We start from the raw sequence: 21,062 nt of genomic DNA, 5'->3' as shown, positions 1-21,062 counted from the left end.
ATTTAAGCCTTACGCCGAACGGCTGACAGGTAAGCGGTGGTCACGATGCCGTCCACGCAGCTCTATCGTCATGACTAGCGGGCTGGCTGCCACCATTGCAACACCAGGTCGAACTCGCGCTTCGGCGCCATGCATCAAAAGCCCCTCTCCCTGGCCCTCTCCCAGTGGTAGAGGGGACTGACCGAGGTGATTGGAAAAGTGACCCGCCGTAAGGGCGGAACCCTAAGTGGCCGTTACCACAGCAACGAATATGTACACAAAACGAAACTGACAGCGCTGACAGCTAGCCGTCACCCTCCTGACCCCCACACTGGTTTATAACCGACCCAATCTGCCCGAACTCCAAACCTTGGCGCCCTAAAGCATGCGAATCCAAAAGCACAAAGCCCTGCTAGCCATCCTGTTGATTACCTTGGCAGCCGCAGGCCTGTGGCTTGCAACCAGACCCGCCCCGACCAAACTCGCCACCCCTACCGCCATCCCGGTGCGCGTGATCGCCGTCAGCGAAAAAGACGTTCCCCGCTACACCAGCGGCATCGGCTCGGTGCTGTCCCTGCACAGCGTGGTCATACGCCCCCAAATCGACGGCACCCTCACCAAAATCCTCGTCAAGGAAGGTCAGTTAGTAAAAGCAGGCGACCTGCTCGCCACCATCGACGACCGCTCGATCCGCGCCAGCCTCGACCAGGCCCGCGCCCAACTCGGCGAGAGCCAGGCGCAACTGCAAGTCGCCCAGGTCAACCTCAAGCGCTACAAACTGCTCAGCGTCGATGACGGCGTCTCCAAGCAGACCTACGACCAGCAACAGGCTCTAGTGAACCAACTGAAAGCCAGCGCCCAAGGCAACCAGGCCTCGATTGATGCAGCGCAGGTACAACTTTCCTACACGCAGATTCGCTCCCCGGTCACCGGCCGCGTCGGTATTCGCACAGTCGATGAGGGCAACTTCCTGCGCATGACCGACACCCAGGGCCTGTTCACCGTCACCCAGATCGACCCGATTGCCGTCGAGTTCTCCCTGCCACAACAAATGCTGCCGACCCTGCAAGGCCTGATCGCCGACCCGCAACACGCACAGGTCAAAGCCTACATCGGTGCCGACACCGATGGAGAAACCGGCAACCTGCTCGGCGAAGGTCACCTGACCCTGATCGACAACCAGATCAACGCCAACACCGGCACCATCCGCGCCAAAGCCGAATTCGCCAACGCCAGCCAGAAGCTCTGGCCGGGCCTGCTGGTGACGGTAAAAATTCAGACGGCCCTCGACAAAAATGCGCTGGTCGTACCGCCCACCGTCGTACAACGCGGTCTCGACCAACACTTCGTTTACCGAGTGAATGGCGACAAGGTGGAAGCCGTGCAAGTGCAGATGGTTTATCAGGGCAGCGGTCAGGACATCATCAAAGGTGTGAAGGCCGGTGACGTGCTGGTAACCGATGGCCAGTCGCGGCTCAAACCCGGTTCGACCGTGCAAGTCATGACCGAGCCGCCGCAAGTGGTGCAGGCGGAGCCGAAACCATGAAGGCGCACAAAGGGGTTTCGACGTGGTGCATTGATCACCCGGTGGCGACGATTCTGCACACCCTCGCACTGGTGCTGGTCGGCATCCTTGCTTTCCCGCGCTTGCCAATTGCCCCACTGCCGGAAGCGGAATTTCCTACGATTCAGGTGTCCGCAAAATTGCCCGGCGCCAACCCCGACACCATGGCCTCGTCCGTGGCCACGCCTTTGGAGGTGCAATTCAGCGCCATCCCCGGCATGACCCAGATGACTTCCAGCAGTGCTTTGGGCTCGACCCTGCTGACCCTGCAGTTCAGCCTCGACAAAAGCATCGACACGGCCGCGCAGGAAGTCCAGGCGGCGATCAACACCGCCGCCGGCAAGCTGCCCAAGGACATGCCGACGCTGCCGACCTGGAGGAAGGTCAACCCCGCCGACAGCCCTGTGCTGATCCTGAGTGTCACTTCGACGCAGATGCCCGGCACCGAACTCAGCGATCTGGTGGAAACCCTGCTGGCCCGTCAGATCAGTCAGATCGACGGTGTAGGCCAAATCAACATTACCGGTCAGCAACGTCCGGCGATTCGCGTTCAGGCTTCGGCAGATAAACTCGCGGCCATCGGTCTGACCCTCGCCGACATTCGTCTGGCGATTCAGCAAACCAGCCTCAACCTGGCCAAAGGTGCGCTGTACGGCGAGTCGAGTATTTCCACGCTGTCGACCAACGACCAGTTATTCCATCCCGAGGATTACAGCCAACTCATCGTTTCCTACAAGAATGGCGCCCCGGTCCACCTAAGAGATGTCGCCAGCGTCGTTAACGGTTCGGAAGATGATTATGTGCAAGCGTGGGCGGGTGATCGACCGGGGGTAAACCTGGTGATCTCGCGCCAACCGGGCGCCAACATCGTCGAAACCGTGGACCGGATTCAGGCCGCCCTGCCCGCCCTCGAGGCCATGCTGCCGGCCTCTGTGCAGGTCGACGTACTGATCGACCGCACCCAGACCATCCGCGCCTCCCTGCACGAGGTCGAGATCACCTTGTTGATCGCGATCCTGCTGGTGGTGGCGGTGATGGCGCTGTTTTTGCGTCAGTTGTCGGCAACGTTGATTGTCTCGGCAGTGCTCGGTGTGTCGCTGATCGCCAGTTTCGCGCTGATGTACATCCTCGGGTTCAGCCTGAACAACCTGACCCTGGTCGCCATCGTGGTGGCGGTGGGATTTGTGGTCGATGACGCGATTGTGGTGGTGGAAAACATTCACCGGCACCTGGAGGCCGGCGATGATATGCGCGAGGCGGCGATCAAAGGCGCAGGCGAGATCGGTTTCACCGTGGTCTCGATCAGTTTCTCGCTGGTGGCAGCGTTTATTCCGCTGTTGTTCATGGACGGCGTGGTCGGGCGACTTTTCAAGGAGTTTGCCCTGACCGCCACCTCGACCATCATGATTTCCGTGGTGGTTTCGCTGACGTTGGCGCCGACCCTCGCGGCGCTGTTCATGCGCAAACCGGTGCATCACGCCCACGCGAAACCGGGTTTTAGTGAACGCTTGCTTGGTGGGTACGAGAAAGGCCTGCGCCGCGCCTTCGCCCACCAGAAATTGATGATCGGCGTGTTCGGTTTGTCCCTTGCGTTGGCCATCGCCGGCTACATCCTTATCCCCAAGGGTTTCTTCCCGGTGCAGGACACGGGCTTCGTGCTCGGTACGACTGAGGCTGCTGCGGACATTTCCTACGGCGACATGGTGAAAAAACACTTGGCCATGGCCGAAATCGTCGCCGCCGACCCGGCAGTACAGGCGTTTTCTCACTCGGTGGGTGTTTCCGGCAGTAACCAGACCATCGCCAACGGGCGCTTCTGGATCGCCCTGAAGAAACGCGGCGACCGTGACGTCAGCGCCAGCCAGTTCATCGACCGGATTCGTCCGCAACTGATGAAAGTCCCCGGCATCGTGCTCTATCTGCGTGCCGGCCAGGACATCAACCTCAGCTCCGGCCCAAGTCGCGCGCAGTACCAATACGTACTCAAAAGCAACGACGGCGCGACGCTCGCCACCTGGACCCAGCGCCTGACCGAAAAACTGCGCAGCAACCCGGCGTTTCGCGACATTTCCAACGACCTGCAACTGGGTGGCAGCATCACTCACATCAGCATCGACCGCAGCGCGGCGGCGCGTTTCGGCCTGACTGCCAGCGATGTCGACGAGGCGCTGTACGATGCGTTCGGCCAACGCCAGATCAATGAATTCCAGACTCAGGTCAACCAGTACAACGTGATTCTGGAGCTGGACACCAAACAGCGCGGCAAGGCCGAAAGCCTTAACTATTTCTACCTGCGCTCGCCGCTGAGCGGGGCAATGGTGCCGCTGTCGGCGCTGGCCAGATTCGATGCACCGACCATTGGCCCACTGTCGATTGCCCATGACGGTATGTTTCCGGCCGCCAACATGTCGTTCAACCTGGCGCCCGGCGTGGCGCTGGGCGATGCGGTGATTCTGCTCAATCAGGCCAAGGCCGAAATCGGCATGCCGACCGCGATCAGCGGCAACTTCCAGGGGGCGGCGCAGGCATTCCAGAGTTCGCTGGCCAGCCAGCCGTGGCTGATTCTCGCGGCGCTGGTGGCGGTGTACATCATTCTCGGTGTGCTTTATGAGAGCTTCGTGCATCCGCTGACGATCATTTCGACTTTGCCGGCAGCGGGTTTGGGCGCGGTGATCATGTTGTGGATCTGCGGCCAGGATTTTTCGATCATGGCGCTGATCGGGCTGGTCTTGCTGATCGGCATTGTGAAGAAGAACGGCATCCTGATGATCGACTTCGCCCTCGAAGCCCAACGTCAACGCGGGATGTCACCTGAGGATGCGATTTTCGAAGCGTGCATCACGCGGTTCCGGCCAATCATCATGACCACTCTCGCCGCGCTGCTCGGTGCCTTGCCGCTGATGCTCGGCTACGGCACCGGCGCCGAACTGCGCCAGCCGCTGGGGATCGCGGTAGTGGGCGGCTTGCTGGTCAGCCAGATGCTGACGCTGTTTACCACGCCGGTCATATACTTGTGGCTTGAGCGACTTTTCCATAGACCCAAACCTGCGCCCGTACCGGCGTTGGCGACCACAGACTGAGGCGGGTCATGCGCGTTCTGATTATCGAAGACGAGGAAAAAACCGCGGACTATCTGCACCGCGGTCTGACGGAACAGGGTTACACCGTGGACCTGGCCCGCGACGGCGTCGAAGGCCTGCACCTGGCGCTGGAAAGCGACTACGCGGTGATCGTCCTCGACGTCATGTTGCCGGGCCTCGACGGCTTCGGCGTGCTGCGCGCATTGCGTGCGCGCAAGCAAACTCCGGTGATCATGCTCACCGCCCGCGAGCGGGTTGAAGACCGGATCAAAGGCCTGCGCGACGGCGCCGATGATTACCTGGGCAAACCCTTTTCCTTCCTCGAACTGGTCGCGCGTCTGCAAGCGCTGACCCGGCGCAGTGGCGGGCATGAGCCGGTACAGGTGAGCATCGCCGACCTGTGGATAGATCTGATCAGCCGCAAGGCGACTCGCGCCGGCACGCGCCTGGACCTGACCGCCAAAGAGTTCTCGTTGCTCAGTGTCCTCGCCCGCCGCCAGGGTGAAATCCTCTCGAAAACCGCCATCGCCGAAATGGTCTGGGACATCAATTTCGACAGCGATGCCAACGTCGTCGAGGTGGCAATCAAACGCCTGCGCGCCAAGCTCGACGGCCCGTTCGACGAGAAACTGCTGCACACCATTCGTGGCATGGGTTATGTGCTGGAGAGTCGTGGTGTCCAGTAACTCGATTGCCCTGCGCCTGAGCGGAATGTTCACCTTGGTGGCGCTGCTGGTGTTTCTGTTGATCGGCGGCGCGCTGTATCAACAGGTGGATAAAGGCTTGGGATTGCTCCCGGAAGCCGAGCTGGATGCGCGCTATAGCGTGCTCGAATCCACCGTTGGCCGCTTCGGCACTCCAGAGCACTGGGTGAAAATCAACAACAAACTCAAGTTGCTGGGCGAAGAGGATAAACGCATCAGCTTCTGGATCAGCAGCAGCGATCCACAGTACGAATACGGCAGTTTGACCCCGCAGATCCGCGAGTTTGCCAATGGCCCGCTGGGCATGCGTGACCTGCAATTGCCGGATCAGCCTTTTCCGCTGAAAGTGCTGGTCAGCCAGTTCCCTGCCAAGGATCAGCGCCCGCCGCTGCGTTTTATGATCGGCATCAATACCGAGACCTTTCACCAGACCCAGCATCATTTGCTGATCGCCTTGATCAGCCTGGCAATTGTCGGCGTGCTGTTGGCCTCGGCGCTGGGGTATTGGGTGGCGCGGATCGGCCTCAAGCCGCTGATCAAACTGTCCCACGAAGCCCAACGCCTGACCCCGCCGCTGCGAGCCGGTCGCTTGCGATTGTCGCCATTGCCACCGGAGCTGGAACAGTTCGTCAACTCGTTCAACTCGACGCTGGAGCGGGTCGAAATGGCCTATTCGCGACTGGAGTCGTTCAATGCAGACGTGGCGCACGAACTGCGTTCGCCGCTGACCAATCTCATTGGCCAGACCCAGGTAGCATTGACGCGCGGGCGTTCGGCTGAACATTACTTCGAAGTGCTGCAATCCAATCTCGAAGAGCTGGAGCGGCTGCGCTCGATCATCAACGACATGCTGTTTCTGGCCAGTGCGGATCAGGGCAACAAGGCGACCAAACTGACGTCGACATCGTTGGCCGATGAAGTGGCAACCACGCTGGAGTATCTGGATTTCATTCTCGAAGACGCGCAGGTTCAGGTGCAGGTCAGCGGCGATGCGCAGGTGCAGATCGAAGTCGCGCATTTGCGTCGGGCATTGATCAATCTATTGAGCAACGCAGTGCAACACACCGGGCCGGGTCAGGTGATCAAGGTGCGGATTGAGGTAGAAGAACATCTAGTCAGCATCGGCGTCACCAACCCCGGCTCGCCGATTGCCATTGAGCATCTGCCACGGTTGTTCGAGCGCTTTTATCGGGTGGATGCTTCGCGCAGCAACAGTGGGAACAACCATGGGCTGGGGCTGGCGATCGTGAAAGCGATTGCGCTGATGCATGGCGGGGATGTGTTTGTGCGCAGTGATCGGGGGATGAATACGTTTGGGATTTGTTTGCCGGTTTGAAAAGCCCCTCACCCTAACCCTCTCCCGGAGGGAGAGGGGACCGACCGCGTTGCTCTCCCGAGTTACACTGAACTGAAATATCCTGTCGAACTCAGTTTCTCAAAAGCCCCCGATCGGCTCCCTTTCCCCCTCGCCCCCTTGGGGGAGAGGGCTGGGGTGAGGGGGTAGGCTCTTGGCACCAACGCAGGGTTCGACTTTTACCTCCTGCGCAATAGTCATTTATGAAAATCACGCTGTTTCCCAAGCCCCGGCAACCTTATCTTTGCCCGCACCAAACAGCACTTGCCAAGCAAGAAGGTTTTCAAGATGTCCAACAGTATGGGTATTGCCAGCGCTTTCGTTTTGTCCTCACTGATCCTGTCGCCGATGGCGATGGCTGAAGAGTCCCCGGCGTTCGTTGCGCACAACAGCGCTCGGGCCCAGGCGTATGATCAGCATCAGACAGAAATGATGGCCAAGGCCAAAGACGCGACGCAGACCCCTCAGGCTGCCGCAACCCAGGCTCAAGCCTCCGAGAAAGACAGCTGAGTCGCACATCGCTCCGTTTCCCTCGACGCGGCTGTTTGGCTCTTCCCGTTCAACCGTCGTCATTCCAGGCCGCTGCCATTCAGCGGCCTTTTTTCGTTGTGGTCTGAAAGCTGTTTGGTGCGTCTTTTACAACAAGAAACATTTCGCGCCTCGGAACATTGAGGTGCCGTTGACCCAAGGAGCTTTACCGCACGTGCGTTACCCAGTCCGTTTCACTCCACTGTTCATTGCAATTGCCGCAACGATTGCCCCCGCCGTTCACGCTGATGAGCCCGCGCCAGAAGGTTTTATCGAAGGCTCGAGCCTCAACCTCAACGCCCGCAACTACTACATGAATCGCAACCGCCTGCAGAAGGCGGACGACAACATCGAGTGGGGTCAGGGTTTTCTCGGGGTATTCCAGTCGGGCTACACCCAAGGCACAGTCGGTTTCGGCATTGATGCCCACGCCATGCTCGGGCTGAAACTCGACGGCGGTGGCGGCACGGATGGCTCCAGCATCCTGCCGATCAGCGATGGCAACGGTAAGGCACCGGGCGCGTTTTCGACAGCCGGCGGTACTTTGAAAATGCGTGCGTTCGACACCGAATTGAAGGCTGGTGACTTGTTCCTCACCAACCCGGTGATTGCCGGCGGCGACACGCGCATGCTGCCGCAGACGTTCCGTGGCGTCAGCCTGACCAACCACAGTTTCGATGGCTGGTTGATCGAAGGCGGCCAGGCCAGTTTCACCAAGCCTTACAACCAAAGTGGTCACCAGCGCATCGGCACTTCGTACGGCACGCTGGCCGAGGGCGACGAAAGCCGCCACCTGAACTGGGCCGGTGTGGCCTGGAGCGGTGCCGAAGGCTTGACCAGCAGCCTGTATGCGTCCGAGCTCAAGGACATCTGGAACCAGTATTACTACGACCTGGATTACACCTGGCAGCTGAACGACCAGGTCAGCCTCAACCCGGGCCTGCACTTCTATCACACCCAGGACACCGGCGACGCGCTGCTCGGCAACATCGACAACAACACCTACAGCCTGCATTTCACCGTCGGCATCGGCAGCCATAGCGTCACCGCCGCTTACCAACGGGTCAACGGCAACACGCCGTTCGACTACATCAGCCAGGGCGACAGCGTTTACCTCGACAACTCCCAGCAATACTCGGACTTCAACGGCCCGAACGAGCGCTCGTGGAAGCTCAAGTACGCCTACGACTTTGCCGGTGTCGGCGTGCCGGGACTGACCTCGGCGGTGTCCTACTCGCGGGGGAAGGTTGATTTGAGCAAGGCTGACCCGAGCAGCCTGGGGTATTCCAATTGGTACAGCGCCGACGGTAGCAACGCCAAGCACTGGGAACGCGATCTCGACTTGAAGTACGTCGTACAAAGCGGTCAGGCGAAAGACCTCGCAGTGCGCCTGCAATGGGCCACTCATCGGGTTGGCAACGGTTATGGCGGAATTGATTCGGACACAGATGAATATCGCGTGATCGTCGACTACCCGATCAACGTCTTCTAAGATCGGCGCTATAACACCGTCTGGAATGTAGTGATGTACCCTGTGGGAGCGAGCAGACTTGCTCCCACGTTGGGAATCGATTCTGGCTTTGGCTGCCGTGTTTGCCCTACTACGCTTATAAGACTCCCCAACCGATAACCCCACCATGATCGCGAGCCGTACCCCACCTGTTGCGGGCAAGACCGGACGCCCCGAGCGGCTCCTGATTGTCGGCAGCCTGCTGAGCGTGATCGCGATCGCGTGCATCGTCACGTTCCTGTTGATTCGTGAGCACGCCAGCGCTCAGGAGTCAGGCACCCGCAGCGCCGCCACCATCGCCCAGTTGATCGACGCCGACGTACTGCGCACCGTCGAGTTATACGACCTGACGCTGCAAGGCCTGATCGCCACGTCGCAGCGTGATGACCTGCGTGACCTGACCCCACAGATCCGCCATCTGGCACTGTTTGATCGCTCGACCACTGCGCGCTTCAAGGGCGATATCCTGTTGCTCGACAAGCTCGGCAATGTGGTTGCCGACTCATCGCAGCTCGTGCCGAAACCGGGCAACTTCGCTGACCGCGATTACTTTCTCGCCCATGCCTTCAACCGCGATGTCGGCATGTTTATCAGCCGACCGTTCAAGACCCGTTGCGACTGCGATGAGGCCAATCAATGGCGCCTCAGCTTCAGTCGACGTATTTCCTCGGACACCGGCGAGTTCGTCGGCGTGGCCGTGGCATCGTTGAAGCTCAATTACTTCGACCAATTATTCAACACCCTCGACATCGGCAATGGCAGCACACTGAACATCATCGACAACGATGGCGTGTTGCTGGCGCAGAAGCCATACCTGCAAAGCGACTCCGTCGGTAAAAGTTTCGGCAATCGACCCAATGTGGTGCGGATTCTGAACGACAGAAGTGGCAACGGCAGTTTTACCAGCACGTCGAGCATGGATTATCAGCAGCGGCTCTACACCTATTCGCGGGTCGGTAACCTGCCGCTGACGGTGATCGTCGCGTTGTCCAGCGACGAGGTATTCGCCGCCTGGCGTCGCACCGCAATACTGATCAGTGGCGCCACCGGCGTGCTGTGCCTAGGCCTGCTCTGGCTGACCTGGCTGCTCGTGCGTGAACTGCGCCTGCGTCACCGCGCCGAACACGAACTGGCGCAATTGGCCGCCACCGATGCGCTTACCGGGGTGGCCAACCGGCGAATGCTCGATCAGTCGCTGCGCCATGAATGGTTTCGCGCCCAGCGCTCGGGCAAACCGCTGTCGGTGATGATGATCGACGCCGATCACTTCAAGGCGTTCAACGACCGGCACGGCCATCAGGCAGGGGATCAGGCGTTGCGCGAATTGGCCAACGTGATCACGGCGAATGTGCGACGGCCGACGGATCTGGTGGCGCGTTACGGCGGCGAGGAGTTTTCGGTGATTGTTGCCGAGACCGACAGTGCGGGCGCGCAGCAGATTGCCGAGCATATTCGGCTGGCGGTGGAACAATTGCCGTTGGTCGCAGGGGCCGAGTGGCCGATGACGGTGAGTATCGGTATCGCTTCGTGGACGACAACGAGCGAGATGACCCTGGAGCAGTTGCTGTTCGCGGCGGACAAGGCGTTGTATCAGGCCAAGGAAAGTGGGCGCAATCGGGTGGTGGTGGCTGCCTGATTAATGCTTTGCCCGTATCGGCCCCATCGCTGGCAAGCCAGCTCCCACATGGATTTGTGGTGCTGTGGATATCTATGGAAAACGAAGAAACCTGTGGGAGCTGGCTTGCCAGCGATGAGGTCAGCTCAGGCAACACAAAAACACCAGGCATAAAAAAAGGCCATCCGCAGATGGCCTTCAAAAAACTAGAGAGGTTTTTTACTTACACCGCCGCAACAGGGCGCATGTAAGAGATGGGTGCGGTACTGGCGTCTTCGAACGTCACCACTTCCCACGCATCTGTCTGCTCAATCAATTTGCGCAGCAGCTGGTTGTTCAGTGCATGACCGGACTTGAAGCCTTTGAACTCACCAATCAGGCTATTGCCCAGCAGGTACAGATCGCCAATGGCATCGAGGATTTTGTGCTTCACGAATTCGTCTTCATAGCGAAGGCCGTCTTCGTTCAGTACGCCATCGGCATCGACCACGATTGCGTTTTCAACGCTGCCGCCGAGTGCGAGGTTGTGCTTGCGCAGGTACTCGATATCACTCATGAAGCCGAAAGTACGGGCGCGGCTGACTTCTTTTACGAACGAAGTGCTGGAAAAATCCACGCTTGCACTCTGGGTGCGGTCCCGGAAAACCGGGTGATCGAAATCAATCTCGAAGCTCACCTTGAACCCTTCGAAAGGGACGAAAGTGGCGCGCTTGTCGCCGTCTTCCACTGTCACTTCACGCAGGATGCGGATGAATTTCTTGGCGGCGTCCTGTTCTTCCAGGCCAGCCGATTGAATCAGGAATACGAAGGGTCCAGCGCTGCCATCCATGATCGGGACTTCGGACGCGGAGAGCTCGACGTAGGCGTTATCGATGCCCAGGCCAGCCATGGCCGAGAGCAAGTGCTCTACCGTGTCCACTTTGACGTCGCCGTTTACCAGCGTCGTCGACATAGTGGTTTCACCGACGTTTTCCGCGCGGGCAGGAATCTGCACCACAGGGTCGAGGTCAGCGCGACAAAACACAATGCCAGTGTCGACAGGCGCAGGCTTGAGGGTCAGATAGACCTTCTCACCGGAGTGCAGGCCTACACCTGTGGCACGGATAATATTTTTCAGTGTGCGTTGTTTAATCATGGCTTGGGCCGCTTCAGCGCAAATTGCGAACTGGTATCAACAAAGGCTGGCGATAATAGCAGACCGAGCCTTTGCTGAACACCAATCACCTTCATAGCCCTGATACATTCCATCAATCGGCCTGACGACGCAGGAATGCCGGGATGTCCAGGTAGTCCAGGTCATCTTGCGGATTCATCTTCGCGGCAGCCGCAGCACCGGCCTGAGCCTGGTTGCGCATGACGGTCGGACGATCCAGATCGCGGTAGTTCACCGCTGGCGCTTCCTGACGGGACGGAGCCGGTTGCTGAACCTGAGAAGCCGCCATGGACGTGTGAACGGTGTTGTCGATGACCTTCACAGGCTTCTCGATTTTCGCGCCCAGACCGGTGGCAACGACGGTGACGTGCAGCTCGTCACGCATGTCCGGATCGATAACGGTACCGACCTTGACCATGGCGTGCTCGGATGCGAAGGCTTCGATGATGCTACCCACGTCGGAGTACTCACCCAGGGACAGGTCAGGACCGGCGGTGATGTTCACCAGAATGCCGCGTGCGCCTTGCAGGTTCACGTCTTCGAGCAGCGGGTTGCGAATTGCTGCTTCGGTGGCTTCACGTGCACGGTTCGGACCGCTGGCGCAGCCAGTGCCCATCATCGCCATGCCCATTTCGCTCATCACGGTACGTACGTCGGCGAAGTCGACGTTGATCATGCCCGGACGCTTGATGATGTCGGAGATACCGCGAACGGCACCGGCCAGTACATCGTCGGCCTTGGCGAAAGCCGACAGCAGGCTCGCGTCTTTACCGAGGATGGTCAGCAGCTTCTCGTTAGGAATGGTGATCAACGAGTCGACGCTTTCAGACAGCAGACGGATACCTTCGTCGGCGATCTGCATGCGCTTGCGGCCTTCGAACGGGAACGGACGAGTCACGACCGCAACGGTCAGAATGCCCATTTCCTTGGCCACTTCGGCGATGATCGGCGCAGCACCGGTACCGGTACCACCGCCCATGCCCGTGGTGATGAACACCATGTTGGTGCCCTGCAGGACTTCGGCAATGCGCTCACGGTCTTCGAGAGCGGCCTGACGACCTACTTCAGGGTTGGCGCCAGCGCCGAGACCTTTGGTCACGCCGGTGCCCAGTTGCAGGATGGTCCGCGCGCCGATGGATTTCAGCGCTTGAGCATCCGTGTTGGCGCAGATGAATTCAACGCCTTCGATGTTGCTCTTGACCATGTGATTGACAGCGTTGCCGCCGCCACCGCCAACACCGATAACTTTGATTACCGGGCTTGCGGGGATGTTGTCTACGAGTTCGAACATTTTCCCTCTCCTTACATTCTCTAGTTTTTTCGCCTACTGCTGTTTGTTGCCGTGTATCTACTGCTGTTGCTTGCCGCTTGAAGCTTGTCGCTTCGCGCGGCTTTTAAAAATTGCCCTGGACCCACTTTTTCAGTCGGTCGAGCAGCGGCGCCTGAGGCTCTTCGCTGCTGTAGCTGTCGCGGCTGCCGATGCCGGAGAACGACACTCCGTCGGACTGCTTTTGCAGGCCGTACATCAACAAGCCAACGCCAGTGGAATAAATCGGGTTGCGCACCACGTCATCCAGACCTTTCACACCGTGCGGGACACCGAGGCGTACCGGCATGTGGAAGATTTCTTCGGCCAGCTCAGTGGCGCCTTCCATCTTCGACGTACCGCCGGTCAGGACGATGCCGGCCGGAATCAGGTCTTCGTAGCCGCTGCGACGCAGTTCGGCCTGGATCAGGGTGAACAGCTCGTCGTAACGCGGCTCGACCACTTCGGCCAGGGCCTGACGCGACAGTTCACGCGGGGGACGGTCGCCAACGCTTGGCACCTTGATGGTTTCGCCGGCGCCAGCCAGTTTGGCCAGGGCGCAGGCGTAACGGATCTTGATCTCTTCGGCGTACTGGGTCGGGGTGCGCAACGCCATGGCGATGTCGTTGGTCACCTGATCACCGGCAATCGGGATCACGGCCGTGTGGCGGATCGCGCCTTCGGTGAAGATCGCGATGTCGGTGGTACCGCCGCCGATGTCGACCAGGCACACGCCCAGCTCTTTCTCGTCATCGGTCAGCACCGAATACGCGGACGCCAGTTGCTCCAGAATGATGTCGTCGATTTCCAGACCGCAGCGGCGCACGCATTTTTCAATGTTCTGTGCGGCGTTGACGGCGCAGGTAACCACGTGAACTTTGGCTTCCAGACGTACGCCGGACATGCCCAGGGGTTCGCGAACGCCTTCCTGGTTATCGATCACGTAATCCTGCGGCAGGGTATGCAGCACACGCTGATCAGCCGGGATCGCGACAGCCTGGGCGGCGTCGAGCACGCGCTCAAGGTCGGCCGAGCTGACTTCGCGATCACGAATCGCAACGATGCCGTGGGAGTTCAGGCTGCGGATGTGATTACCCGCCACGCCGACGAACGCCGAGTGAATGCGGCAGCCCGCCATCAGTTGGGCTTCTTCGATCGCGCGCTGGATCGATTGCACGGTGGACTCGATATTCACCACCACGCCTTTTTTCAGGCCGCGGGACGGATGTGTACCGATACCGACGATTTCCAGCGTGCCGTCGTCCGAGACCTCGCCTACCAGCGCCACCACCTTGGAGGTGCCGATATCCAGACCGACGATCATTTTGCCGCTTTGCACGTTTGCCATGGGTCCTGCCTCTTCTTAATTCTTTGCGACAGCGGGTTGGGCTGCCGTCGGCGCTACTGGTTCCCGCCAGCCAACAGCAAGGCCGTTGGCGTAGCGCAGATCGATGCGCGCAATGTTCGTAATCTGTTCTTTAAGCGTCTTGTCATAGATGGCGATAAAGCGGCGCATCTTTTCCACGAGGTTGCCGCGTCCCAGCAGCAATTCGATGCCGGGGCCGGAACTGCCGGCACCGGTGGTCAGGAACCAGCTACCTCGCTCACGCAATTCCAGGCGTGCAATCGAGAAGCCCATAGGCCGGAGCATCTGGCTCAGCACCTGGTATTGCTGCATCACTTGCAGCTGAGCCCGCTGTGGGCCGAACAGTTGTGGCAGGTGTTCGTAGTTCGCCAGCTCCCTGGGCGTAAACGCCTGGCCCTGGTTGTTGAGCAATGACTCGTCGCCCCAACGCGCTATCGGCAGTTGCTCTTCGAGGCGGATCACCACTTGATCCGGCCACACCCGACGCACTTCGGCATGGGCAATCCAGGGCATTTGCTCAAGCTCTTTACGCATGCTGGCCAGGTCGATGGTGAAGAAGCTCGACGCGACGAACGGGGCGATTCGCTGCTGCACCGCTTGCTGGCTGATGTAGCTCAGGTCGCCCTGCACGGCGATTTTGGCGATCGGCCGGTCGGCGTAAGGCAGCAACCGCTGCGCACCTTCGTAAGTACCGAACCCGAGCACCACCAGCAGCACTGGCCAGAACAGGCTTTTCACAAAACCGAAGTTGGCTTTTGGCAGGCGCGCGGACATCGGCTCTTTGGCCACCATTCGGCTGGCACCCCGCGGCACCGGCTTGCGGCCGGGTGCGGGTGGCTGATGTCTGAGCTGTGCGCCTTGCATCGTCTTAACCTCGCGCCTCTTCTACGCTGGCAGCCAGAATGGCCAGTACCAGTTGCTGGAAATCCAGACCGGCAGCACGGGCCGCCATCGGCACCAGACTGTGATCGGTCATGCCCGGTGCGGTGTTCACTTCCAGGAACCAGAACTGCCCGTCGGCGTCCTGCATCACATCCGCCCTGCCCCAACCGGCGATACCCAGCGCCTCACAGGCCTTGGCCGTGAGATCCATGAGTTCTTTTTCCTTGGCGGCATCCAGCCCGCACGGAATGCGGTACTGGGTATCGTTGGCGATGTACTTGGCGTCGTAGTCGTAGAACGTGTGCGGTGTACCCAGGGCGATTGGAGGCAACACCTGGTCACGCAGGGTGGCGATGGTGAACTCCGGACCTTGAATCCATTGCTCGACCAACACTTGCGAATCGTAGGTACTGGCCGCTTTCCATGCGTCGATCAACTCGGACGCAGAACTCACTTTGGCCATCCCGATACTTGAACCTTCATGCGCCGGTTTGACGATCAAAGGGAAGCCCAGTTCCGTCGCTGCCAAAATACAATCGGCTTCGCTGCACAACACGGCGTGACGCGGCGTCGGAATCCCGAGGCTGTGCCAGACCTGCTTGGTGCGCAGTTTGTCCATCGCCAGTGCCGAAGCCAGAATGCCGCTGCCGGTGTAGGGAATGCCGGCGACCTCGAGCAGGCCCTGCATGGAGCCGTCTTCACCGCCACGACCGTGGAGAATGATGAAGGCGCGATCGATTTTTTCGCTCAACAGACGCTGCAGAATATCGTCGCCGACGTCGATGCCGAACGCGTCCACGCCAGCGCTCTGCAGCGCCTCGAGCACGGCGTTGCCGGATTTCAACGACACCTCACGCTCGGCACTCAGGCCACCGAACAGCACGGCGACACGGCCGAAGTCTTTCGGCGCGATGGTGGAGAACAGATTGGCGTAGGCAGCAGTCATTTCAACTTCCCCTCGACCGGCGCGGCCACGGCGCCAGCGAACAATTCACTTTTCAACAGCTTCGGCGCGAGACCGCCGATATCACCAGCGCCCTGGCACAGCAGGATGTCGCCGGCGCGCAACAGCGGCTTGACCAGCGGCGCCAGATCGACGCCCCGCTCGATGTAGATCGGGTCGAGCGCACCGCGCTGCCGAATGCTGTTGCACAGCTTGCGGCTGTCGGCGCCCGGGATCGGTTCTTCACCGGCCGGATAGACTTCCATCAACAGCAACACGTTGGCGTCAGCCAGCACATTGACGAAGTCGTCGTACAGATCGCGGGTGCGGCTGTAGCGGTGCGGCTGGTAAACCATCACCAGACGGCGCTCCGGCCAGCCACCCCGCACGGCTTTGATCACGGCCGCGACTTCGGTCGGATGGTGGCCGTAGTCGTCGACCAGCATCACACTGCCGCCGTCCACCGGCAGTTCGCCGTAGACCTGGAAACGTCGACCGACACCCTGGAAGCCCGACAGGCCCTGAACGATGGCTTCATCGCTGACGCCCTCGTCGGTGGCGATGCAGATGGTAGCCAGCGAATTGAGCACGTTGTGGTTGCCCGGCATGTTCACCGACACATCCAGCGGCTCTCGATCAGGGCGCAGCACGGTAAAGAAGGTCTGCATGCCTTGCTGACGCACGTTGATCGCACGGATGTCGGCGTCTTCACTGAAGCCGTATGTCACGGTTGGACGTTTGACCAGCGGCAGGATTTCGCGCACGACCGGATCGTCCAGGCACATCACCGCCAAACCGTAGAACGGCAGGTTGTGCAGGAATTCGACGAAGGTTTTCTTCAGTATGTTGAAGTCGCCGCCGTAGGTCGCCATGTGATCGGCGTCGATGTTGGTGACCACGGCCACCAGCGGCTGCAAGTGCAGGAAGCTCGCGTCGCTTTCATCGGCTTCGGCGATCAGGTAACGACTGGTGCCGAGTTGCGCGTTGGTGCCGGCAGCGTTCAGACGCCCACCGATCACGAACGTCGGATCGAGACCACCGGCGGCGAACACAGAAGCAATCAGGCTGGTCGTGGTGGTTTTGCCGTGGGTACCGGCAACGGCGATGCCGTGGCGATAGCGCATCAGCTCAGCCAGCATTTCGGCACGCGGCACCACCGGGATGCGGCGTTCCAGTGCAGTCGCCACTTCCGGGTTGGAAGTGTTGACGGCGCTCGACACCACCAGCACATCGGCGGCGGCGGCGTTCTCGGCGCGGTGGCCGATGAAGATCTTCGCGCCGAACGATTCCAGACGCTCGGTGACCGGCGAGGCTTTCAGGTCGGAACCGGACACTTCATAGCCCAGGTTCAACAACACTTCGGCGATGCCGCACATGCCCACGCCGCCGATACCGACGAAGTGGATGCGACGGATGCGGCGCATTTCCGGTTGCGGCATGGCTTTCTGATTCTCAACCATGGACCACCTCCAGACAGGTATCGACCACGCTACGGGTGGCATCGGGTTTCGCCAGACGGCGGGCCGCTTGGGCCATTTCTTCGAGTCGTTGCGGTTGCATCAAGACCTCTGTCAGGCGCGCGGCAAGGTCCGCGGCACCAGTCGTTCTTTGCGGCATCAGGAAGGCAGCGCCTTCACGGGCCAAATAATCGGCGTTGCGGGTCTGGTGATCGTCGATCGCATGGGGCAAAGGCACCAGCATCGAGGGCAGACCGGCGGCAGCCAGCTCACTGATGGTCAACGCGCCTGCACGGCACACCACCAGGTCAGCCCAGCCATAGGCCTGGGCCATGTCTTTGATGAACGGCTGCACCTGCGCTTCCACGCCGGCGGCGCGGTAGCGCTCTGCAGTCACTTCATCGTGGTTTTTGCCAGCCTGATGGAACACTTCCGGACGCAAATCGACAGCGACTTGCGCCAGCGCTTCAGGCAGCAACTTGTTCAACGGTTCTGCGCCAAGGCTTCCGCCCAGGATCAGCAAACGCGCTTTGCGACCGGCCAGAGCAGGTCGCGGTGTTTCGAGGAACAGCTCGCTGCGCACCGGGTTACCGGTGGTACGGCGGCTGTCCGACAGAGTAAAGGTGTCGGGGAACGCTTCACACACTCGGGCGGCGAACGGCACCAGCAACCGATTGGCGGTGCCGGCGACGGCGTTCTGCTCGTGAACGATCACCGGCACACCGGCCAGTTTCGCCGCGAGACCACCGGGGCCGGTCACGTAGCCACCGAAGCCGACCACACACACCGGACGCAGCCGACGAATGATCGCCCGTGCCTGCCAGACCGATTTGAGCAGCATGAGCGGCGCCTTGAGCAGCGACAGCTTGCCCTTGCCACGCAGGCCACTGGCGTTGATGCGGTGCAGCTCCAGCCCGGCGGCCGGCACCAGTTCGTTCTCGATCCCGCGTGGGGTGCCGAGCCAGTGCACGGTGTAGCCGCGCGCCTGAAACTCGCGGGCACAGGCCAGCGCCGGGAATACGTGGCCGCCGGTTCCGCCGGCCATGATCAATACGTTAGCGCCCATGATTCGGCTCCTCGGCGAAGTCGCTCTCATGGAATTCCATCTCTTCACTGCCCAAATGGGTTCGACTCTCCCACTCGATCCTCAGCAACAGGCCAAGGCAGGCACAGCAGATCACCAGCGAACTGCCGCCGTAACTGAGAAACGGCAAGGTCAGACCCTTGGTTGGCAGCAGGCCGACGTTCACACCGATGTTGATCAGGAACTGACCAATCCACAGGAATGACAGGCCGTATGCCACATAAGCAGCGAAGAACTGCTTGGCTTTCTCGGCCCACAGACCGATGTACATGCCGCGGATACACACGAACACGAACAGCGCCACGGTGCACAGCGAACCCACCGCGCCGAGCTCTTCGGCGAGTACCGAGAACACGAAGTCGGTGTGCGCTTCCGGCAGGTAGAACTGCTTTTGCACGCTGTTGCCCAGGCCCACGCCCAGCCATTCACCACGACCGAACGCGATCAGCGCTTGCGACAACTGATAACCGGCGCCGAACTGGTCGGCCCACGGGTCGGCGAAGTTGGTCAGACGCGCCATCCGGTAAGGCTGCATCTGAATCAGCAAGACCACGGCCCCGACCGCCAGCACCACCATCAGCGAGAAGCGGAACAAGCCGACCCCGCCAAGGAACAGCATCGCCGCCGCCGCACCCATCATGACAACGGTGGCACCGAAGTCCGGCTCCATCAGCAACAGGCCGGCCATTGGCAGCAGCACGATGAACGGCTTGAAGAAACCCATCCAGCTCTCGCGCACTTCTTTCTGGCGACGCACCAGATAACCGGCGAGGTAAATCACCACGAATACCTTGGCGATCTCCGAGGGCTGCACGTTGAAGAAGCTGAAACCGATCCAGCGCATCGAACCGTTAACCTCACGGCCGATCCCCGGGATGATCACCATGATCAGCAGGCCGAACGCACCCAGCAGCATCAACCAGCCAAGGCGTTGCCAGGTGGCGATCGGAATCATCATGGTGATGATGCACGCGCCCAATCCCAGCACCACATAGATAAGGTGGCGGATCATGTAATACAGCGGACTGCCCGACTGCGCGGCTGCCACTTCGGTGGAGGCCGAAGCGATCATGATCAGGCCCAGGCCGAGCAGCGCCAGGCAACCGGCGAGCATCGGGAAGTCGAGATCGATGCCGCGCCCGGTAATCAGCGGCGACGGGTACGGTTTGATGATGTTTCTCAGGTTCATGCCAATTCCTCCACGGCGCGGACGAACTGGTGACCACGGTCTTCGTAATTCTTGAACATGTCGAAGCTGGCACAGGCCGGCGACAGCAGCACCACATCACCCGGTTGGGCGGCGGCGCGGCATTGCGCGACAGCATCCACCAGGGAAGTTGCGCGAATCAGTGGCACGCCATCGCCGATGGCCGCGCCGATCTTGTCGGAGTCGCGACCCATCAGGATCACGGCGCGGCAGTTGGCTGCCACCGGATCATGCAGGTCGTTGAACTCGGCACCTTTGCCATCACCACCGGCGATCAGAATGACCTTGCCGTCGATGTCCGCACCCAGGCCTTCGATCGCCGCCAGTGCGGCGCCAACGTTGGTGGCTTTGGAATCGTTGTAGTAAGCGACGCCGTCCAGATCACGCACCCATTGGCAGCGATGTTCGAGACCGGCGAAGGTGCGCAGGGCCGCGAGCATCGCGTCGAATGGCAGGCCGACCGCATGGCCGAGCGCCAGCGCCGCCAGTGCGTTGGACTGGTTGTGCGCACCACGAATTTTCAGCTCGCGGACCGGCATCAGGTTCTGGAATTCGAAGGCCAGGTACTTCTCGCCCTCTTCTTCGCGGATACCGAATGCCTTGAAATCAGGTTTGGTCAGGCCGAACGTCCAGCATGGCTGGCCCTCGCCCATCAGCGGACGGGTCAGTGCATCCTGACGGTTGACCACGAACTGCCTGGCACCGCGGAAAATGCGGTGCTTGGCCAAGTGATACGCCGGCAGGCCACTGTAGCGATCCATGTGGTCTTCGCTGATGTTCAGCACGGTCGCCACTTCAGCGTTGAGCTGATCGGTGGTTTCCAGCTGAAAGCTCGACAGCTCCATCACGTACAACTCGACGTCGTCGCTGAGCAGATCCAGCGCCGGGGTACCGAGATTGCCGCCCACCGCCACACGTTTGCCGGCCGCAGCCGCCATCTCGCCGACCAGGGTGGTGACGGTGCTTTTCGCGTTGGAACCGCTGATGGCCACAATCGGCGCTTTCGCGTTACGCGCGAACAGCTCGATGTCACCGGACAGTTTCACGCCACGGGCCGCAGCGGCTTGCAGGGCCGGGGTCGCCAGCGCCAGGCCGGGGCTCACGTAGAGCTCGTCGGCACGGCAGAGGAATTCAACGTCCAGCTCGCCACAACGCACTTCCACGTGCGGATAGTCACGCTTGAGCGTGGCCAGTTCCGGTGGATTCTCCCGCGTATCGGCCACGGCAAACGACGTGCCCCGGTTCGCCAGGAAGCGAACCAGGGACATGCCGCTCTTGCCGAGGCCGACAACGATGCGGAAGTGGTCAGAAGCGATCAGAGACACTCGTT

At 60.5% G+C, this 21,062-nt stretch carries 17 protein-coding genes; 8 read left to right on the top strand and 9 right to left on the bottom strand.

Annotated features, from left to right (window positions below; genetic code table 11):
* Window positions 1-364 precede the first annotated feature (364 nt).
* The 8 genes from AB4P91_RS10925 to AB4P91_RS10890 all read left to right on the top strand — a co-directional run bounded on the left by AB4P91_RS10925 (window position 365) and on the right by AB4P91_RS10890 (window position 10,585).
* Entirely contained in the window at window positions 365-1,525 is a 1,161-nt protein-coding gene (locus AB4P91_RS10925) for an efflux RND transporter periplasmic adaptor subunit (RefSeq protein WP_395604773.1), read from the top strand.
* On the top strand, window positions 1,522-4,623 hold the full coding sequence (locus tag AB4P91_RS10920) for a multidrug efflux RND transporter permease subunit (RefSeq protein ID WP_395604772.1): 3,102 nt from the start codon (window positions 1,522-1,524) through the stop codon (window positions 4,621-4,623). Before AB4P91_RS10925 ends, AB4P91_RS10920 begins: the two co-directional genes overlap by 4 nt.
* 8 nt (window positions 4,624-4,631) lie before the next feature.
* Complete coding sequence (locus AB4P91_RS10915; RefSeq protein WP_007916978.1) at window positions 4,632-5,309, top strand: heavy metal response regulator transcription factor; 678 nt, start codon at window positions 4,632-4,634, stop codon at window positions 5,307-5,309.
* The gene (locus AB4P91_RS10910) at window positions 5,299-6,663 is read left to right on the top strand and encodes a heavy metal sensor histidine kinase (protein ID WP_150592679.1); all 1,365 of its coding nucleotides are present in this window, start codon (window positions 5,299-5,301) and stop codon (window positions 6,661-6,663) included. The genes AB4P91_RS10915 and AB4P91_RS10910 overlap by 11 nt, the downstream gene beginning before the upstream one ends.
* A 306-nt stretch (window positions 6,664-6,969) precedes the next feature.
* The gene (locus AB4P91_RS10905) at window positions 6,970-7,191 is read left to right on the top strand and encodes a hypothetical protein (protein ID WP_150592678.1); all 222 of its coding nucleotides are present in this window, start codon (window positions 6,970-6,972) and stop codon (window positions 7,189-7,191) included.
* Window positions 7,192-7,384: 193 nt separating this feature from the next.
* Complete coding sequence (locus AB4P91_RS10900) at window positions 7,385-8,701, top strand: OprD family porin (protein ID WP_395604771.1); 1,317 nt, start codon at window positions 7,385-7,387, stop codon at window positions 8,699-8,701.
* Between the two features lie 145 nt (window positions 8,702-8,846).
* The gene (locus AB4P91_RS10895; RefSeq protein WP_395604770.1) at window positions 8,847-10,355 is read left to right on the top strand and encodes a sensor domain-containing diguanylate cyclase; all 1,509 of its coding nucleotides are present in this window, start codon (window positions 8,847-8,849) and stop codon (window positions 10,353-10,355) included.
* 74 nt (window positions 10,356-10,429) lie between these two features.
* Entirely contained in the window at window positions 10,430-10,585 is a 156-nt protein-coding gene (locus AB4P91_RS10890; protein WP_395604769.1) for a hypothetical protein, read from the top strand.
* On the opposite strand, the gene lpxC is transcribed toward AB4P91_RS10890, so the two are convergent.
* From lpxC to murD, 9 genes are all read right to left on the bottom strand, one after another.
* Window positions 10,558-11,469: a UDP-3-O-acyl-N-acetylglucosamine deacetylase gene (gene lpxC / locus AB4P91_RS10885; RefSeq protein ID WP_007939852.1), complete on the bottom strand. Its 912-nt coding sequence runs from the start codon at window positions 11,467-11,469 to the stop codon at window positions 10,558-10,560. The genes AB4P91_RS10890 and lpxC overlap by 28 nt on opposite strands.
* 112 nt (window positions 11,470-11,581) lie before the next feature.
* Window positions 11,582-12,778: a cell division protein FtsZ gene (gene ftsZ / locus AB4P91_RS10880; protein WP_042560977.1), complete on the bottom strand. Its 1,197-nt coding sequence runs from the start codon at window positions 12,776-12,778 to the stop codon at window positions 11,582-11,584.
* Between the two features lie 103 nt (window positions 12,779-12,881).
* Window positions 12,882-14,141 carry a cell division protein FtsA gene (gene ftsA, locus AB4P91_RS10875; protein WP_047303071.1) on the bottom strand — a complete coding sequence of 420 codons (1,260 nt, stop codon included), beginning with the start codon at window positions 14,139-14,141 and terminating at the stop codon, window positions 12,882-12,884.
* A gap of 15 nt (window positions 14,142-14,156) precedes the next feature.
* Complete coding sequence (locus AB4P91_RS10870) at window positions 14,157-15,023, bottom strand: cell division protein FtsQ/DivIB (protein WP_047303073.1); 867 nt, start codon at window positions 15,021-15,023, stop codon at window positions 14,157-14,159.
* Window positions 15,024-15,027: 4 nt separating this feature from the next.
* On the bottom strand, window positions 15,028-15,987 hold the full coding sequence (locus AB4P91_RS10865; protein ID WP_150592675.1) for a D-alanine--D-alanine ligase: 960 nt from the start codon (window positions 15,985-15,987) through the stop codon (window positions 15,028-15,030).
* A complete protein-coding gene (gene murC, locus AB4P91_RS10860) occupies window positions 15,984-17,444 on the bottom strand; it encodes a UDP-N-acetylmuramate--L-alanine ligase (protein ID WP_150592674.1) in 1,461 nt (486 codons plus the stop codon). The genes AB4P91_RS10865 and murC overlap by 4 nt, the downstream gene beginning before the upstream one ends.
* Complete coding sequence (murG, locus tag AB4P91_RS10855) at window positions 17,437-18,507, bottom strand: undecaprenyldiphospho-muramoylpentapeptide beta-N-acetylglucosaminyltransferase (protein WP_150592673.1); 1,071 nt, start codon at window positions 18,505-18,507, stop codon at window positions 17,437-17,439. Before murG ends, murC begins: the two co-directional genes overlap by 8 nt.
* Window positions 18,497-19,714, bottom strand: coding sequence for a putative lipid II flippase FtsW (gene ftsW / locus AB4P91_RS10850; protein ID WP_047303079.1), 1,218 nt, complete (start codon window positions 19,712-19,714; stop codon window positions 18,497-18,499). The genes murG and ftsW overlap by 11 nt, the downstream gene beginning before the upstream one ends.
* Window positions 19,711-21,057: a UDP-N-acetylmuramoyl-L-alanine--D-glutamate ligase gene (gene murD, locus AB4P91_RS10845; RefSeq protein WP_395604768.1), complete on the bottom strand. Its 1,347-nt coding sequence runs from the start codon at window positions 21,055-21,057 to the stop codon at window positions 19,711-19,713. Before murD ends, ftsW begins: the two co-directional genes overlap by 4 nt.
* Window positions 21,058-21,062 lie beyond the last annotated feature (5 nt).

The sequence above is a fragment of the Pseudomonas sp. B21128 genome, assembly GCF_044218865.1.
GTDB lineage: Bacteria > Pseudomonadota > Gammaproteobacteria > Pseudomonadales > Pseudomonadaceae > Aquipseudomonas > Aquipseudomonas iridis.
Note: the sequence above shows the minus strand (reverse complement) of the source record. Positions and strands in the feature narration are given on the sequence as shown.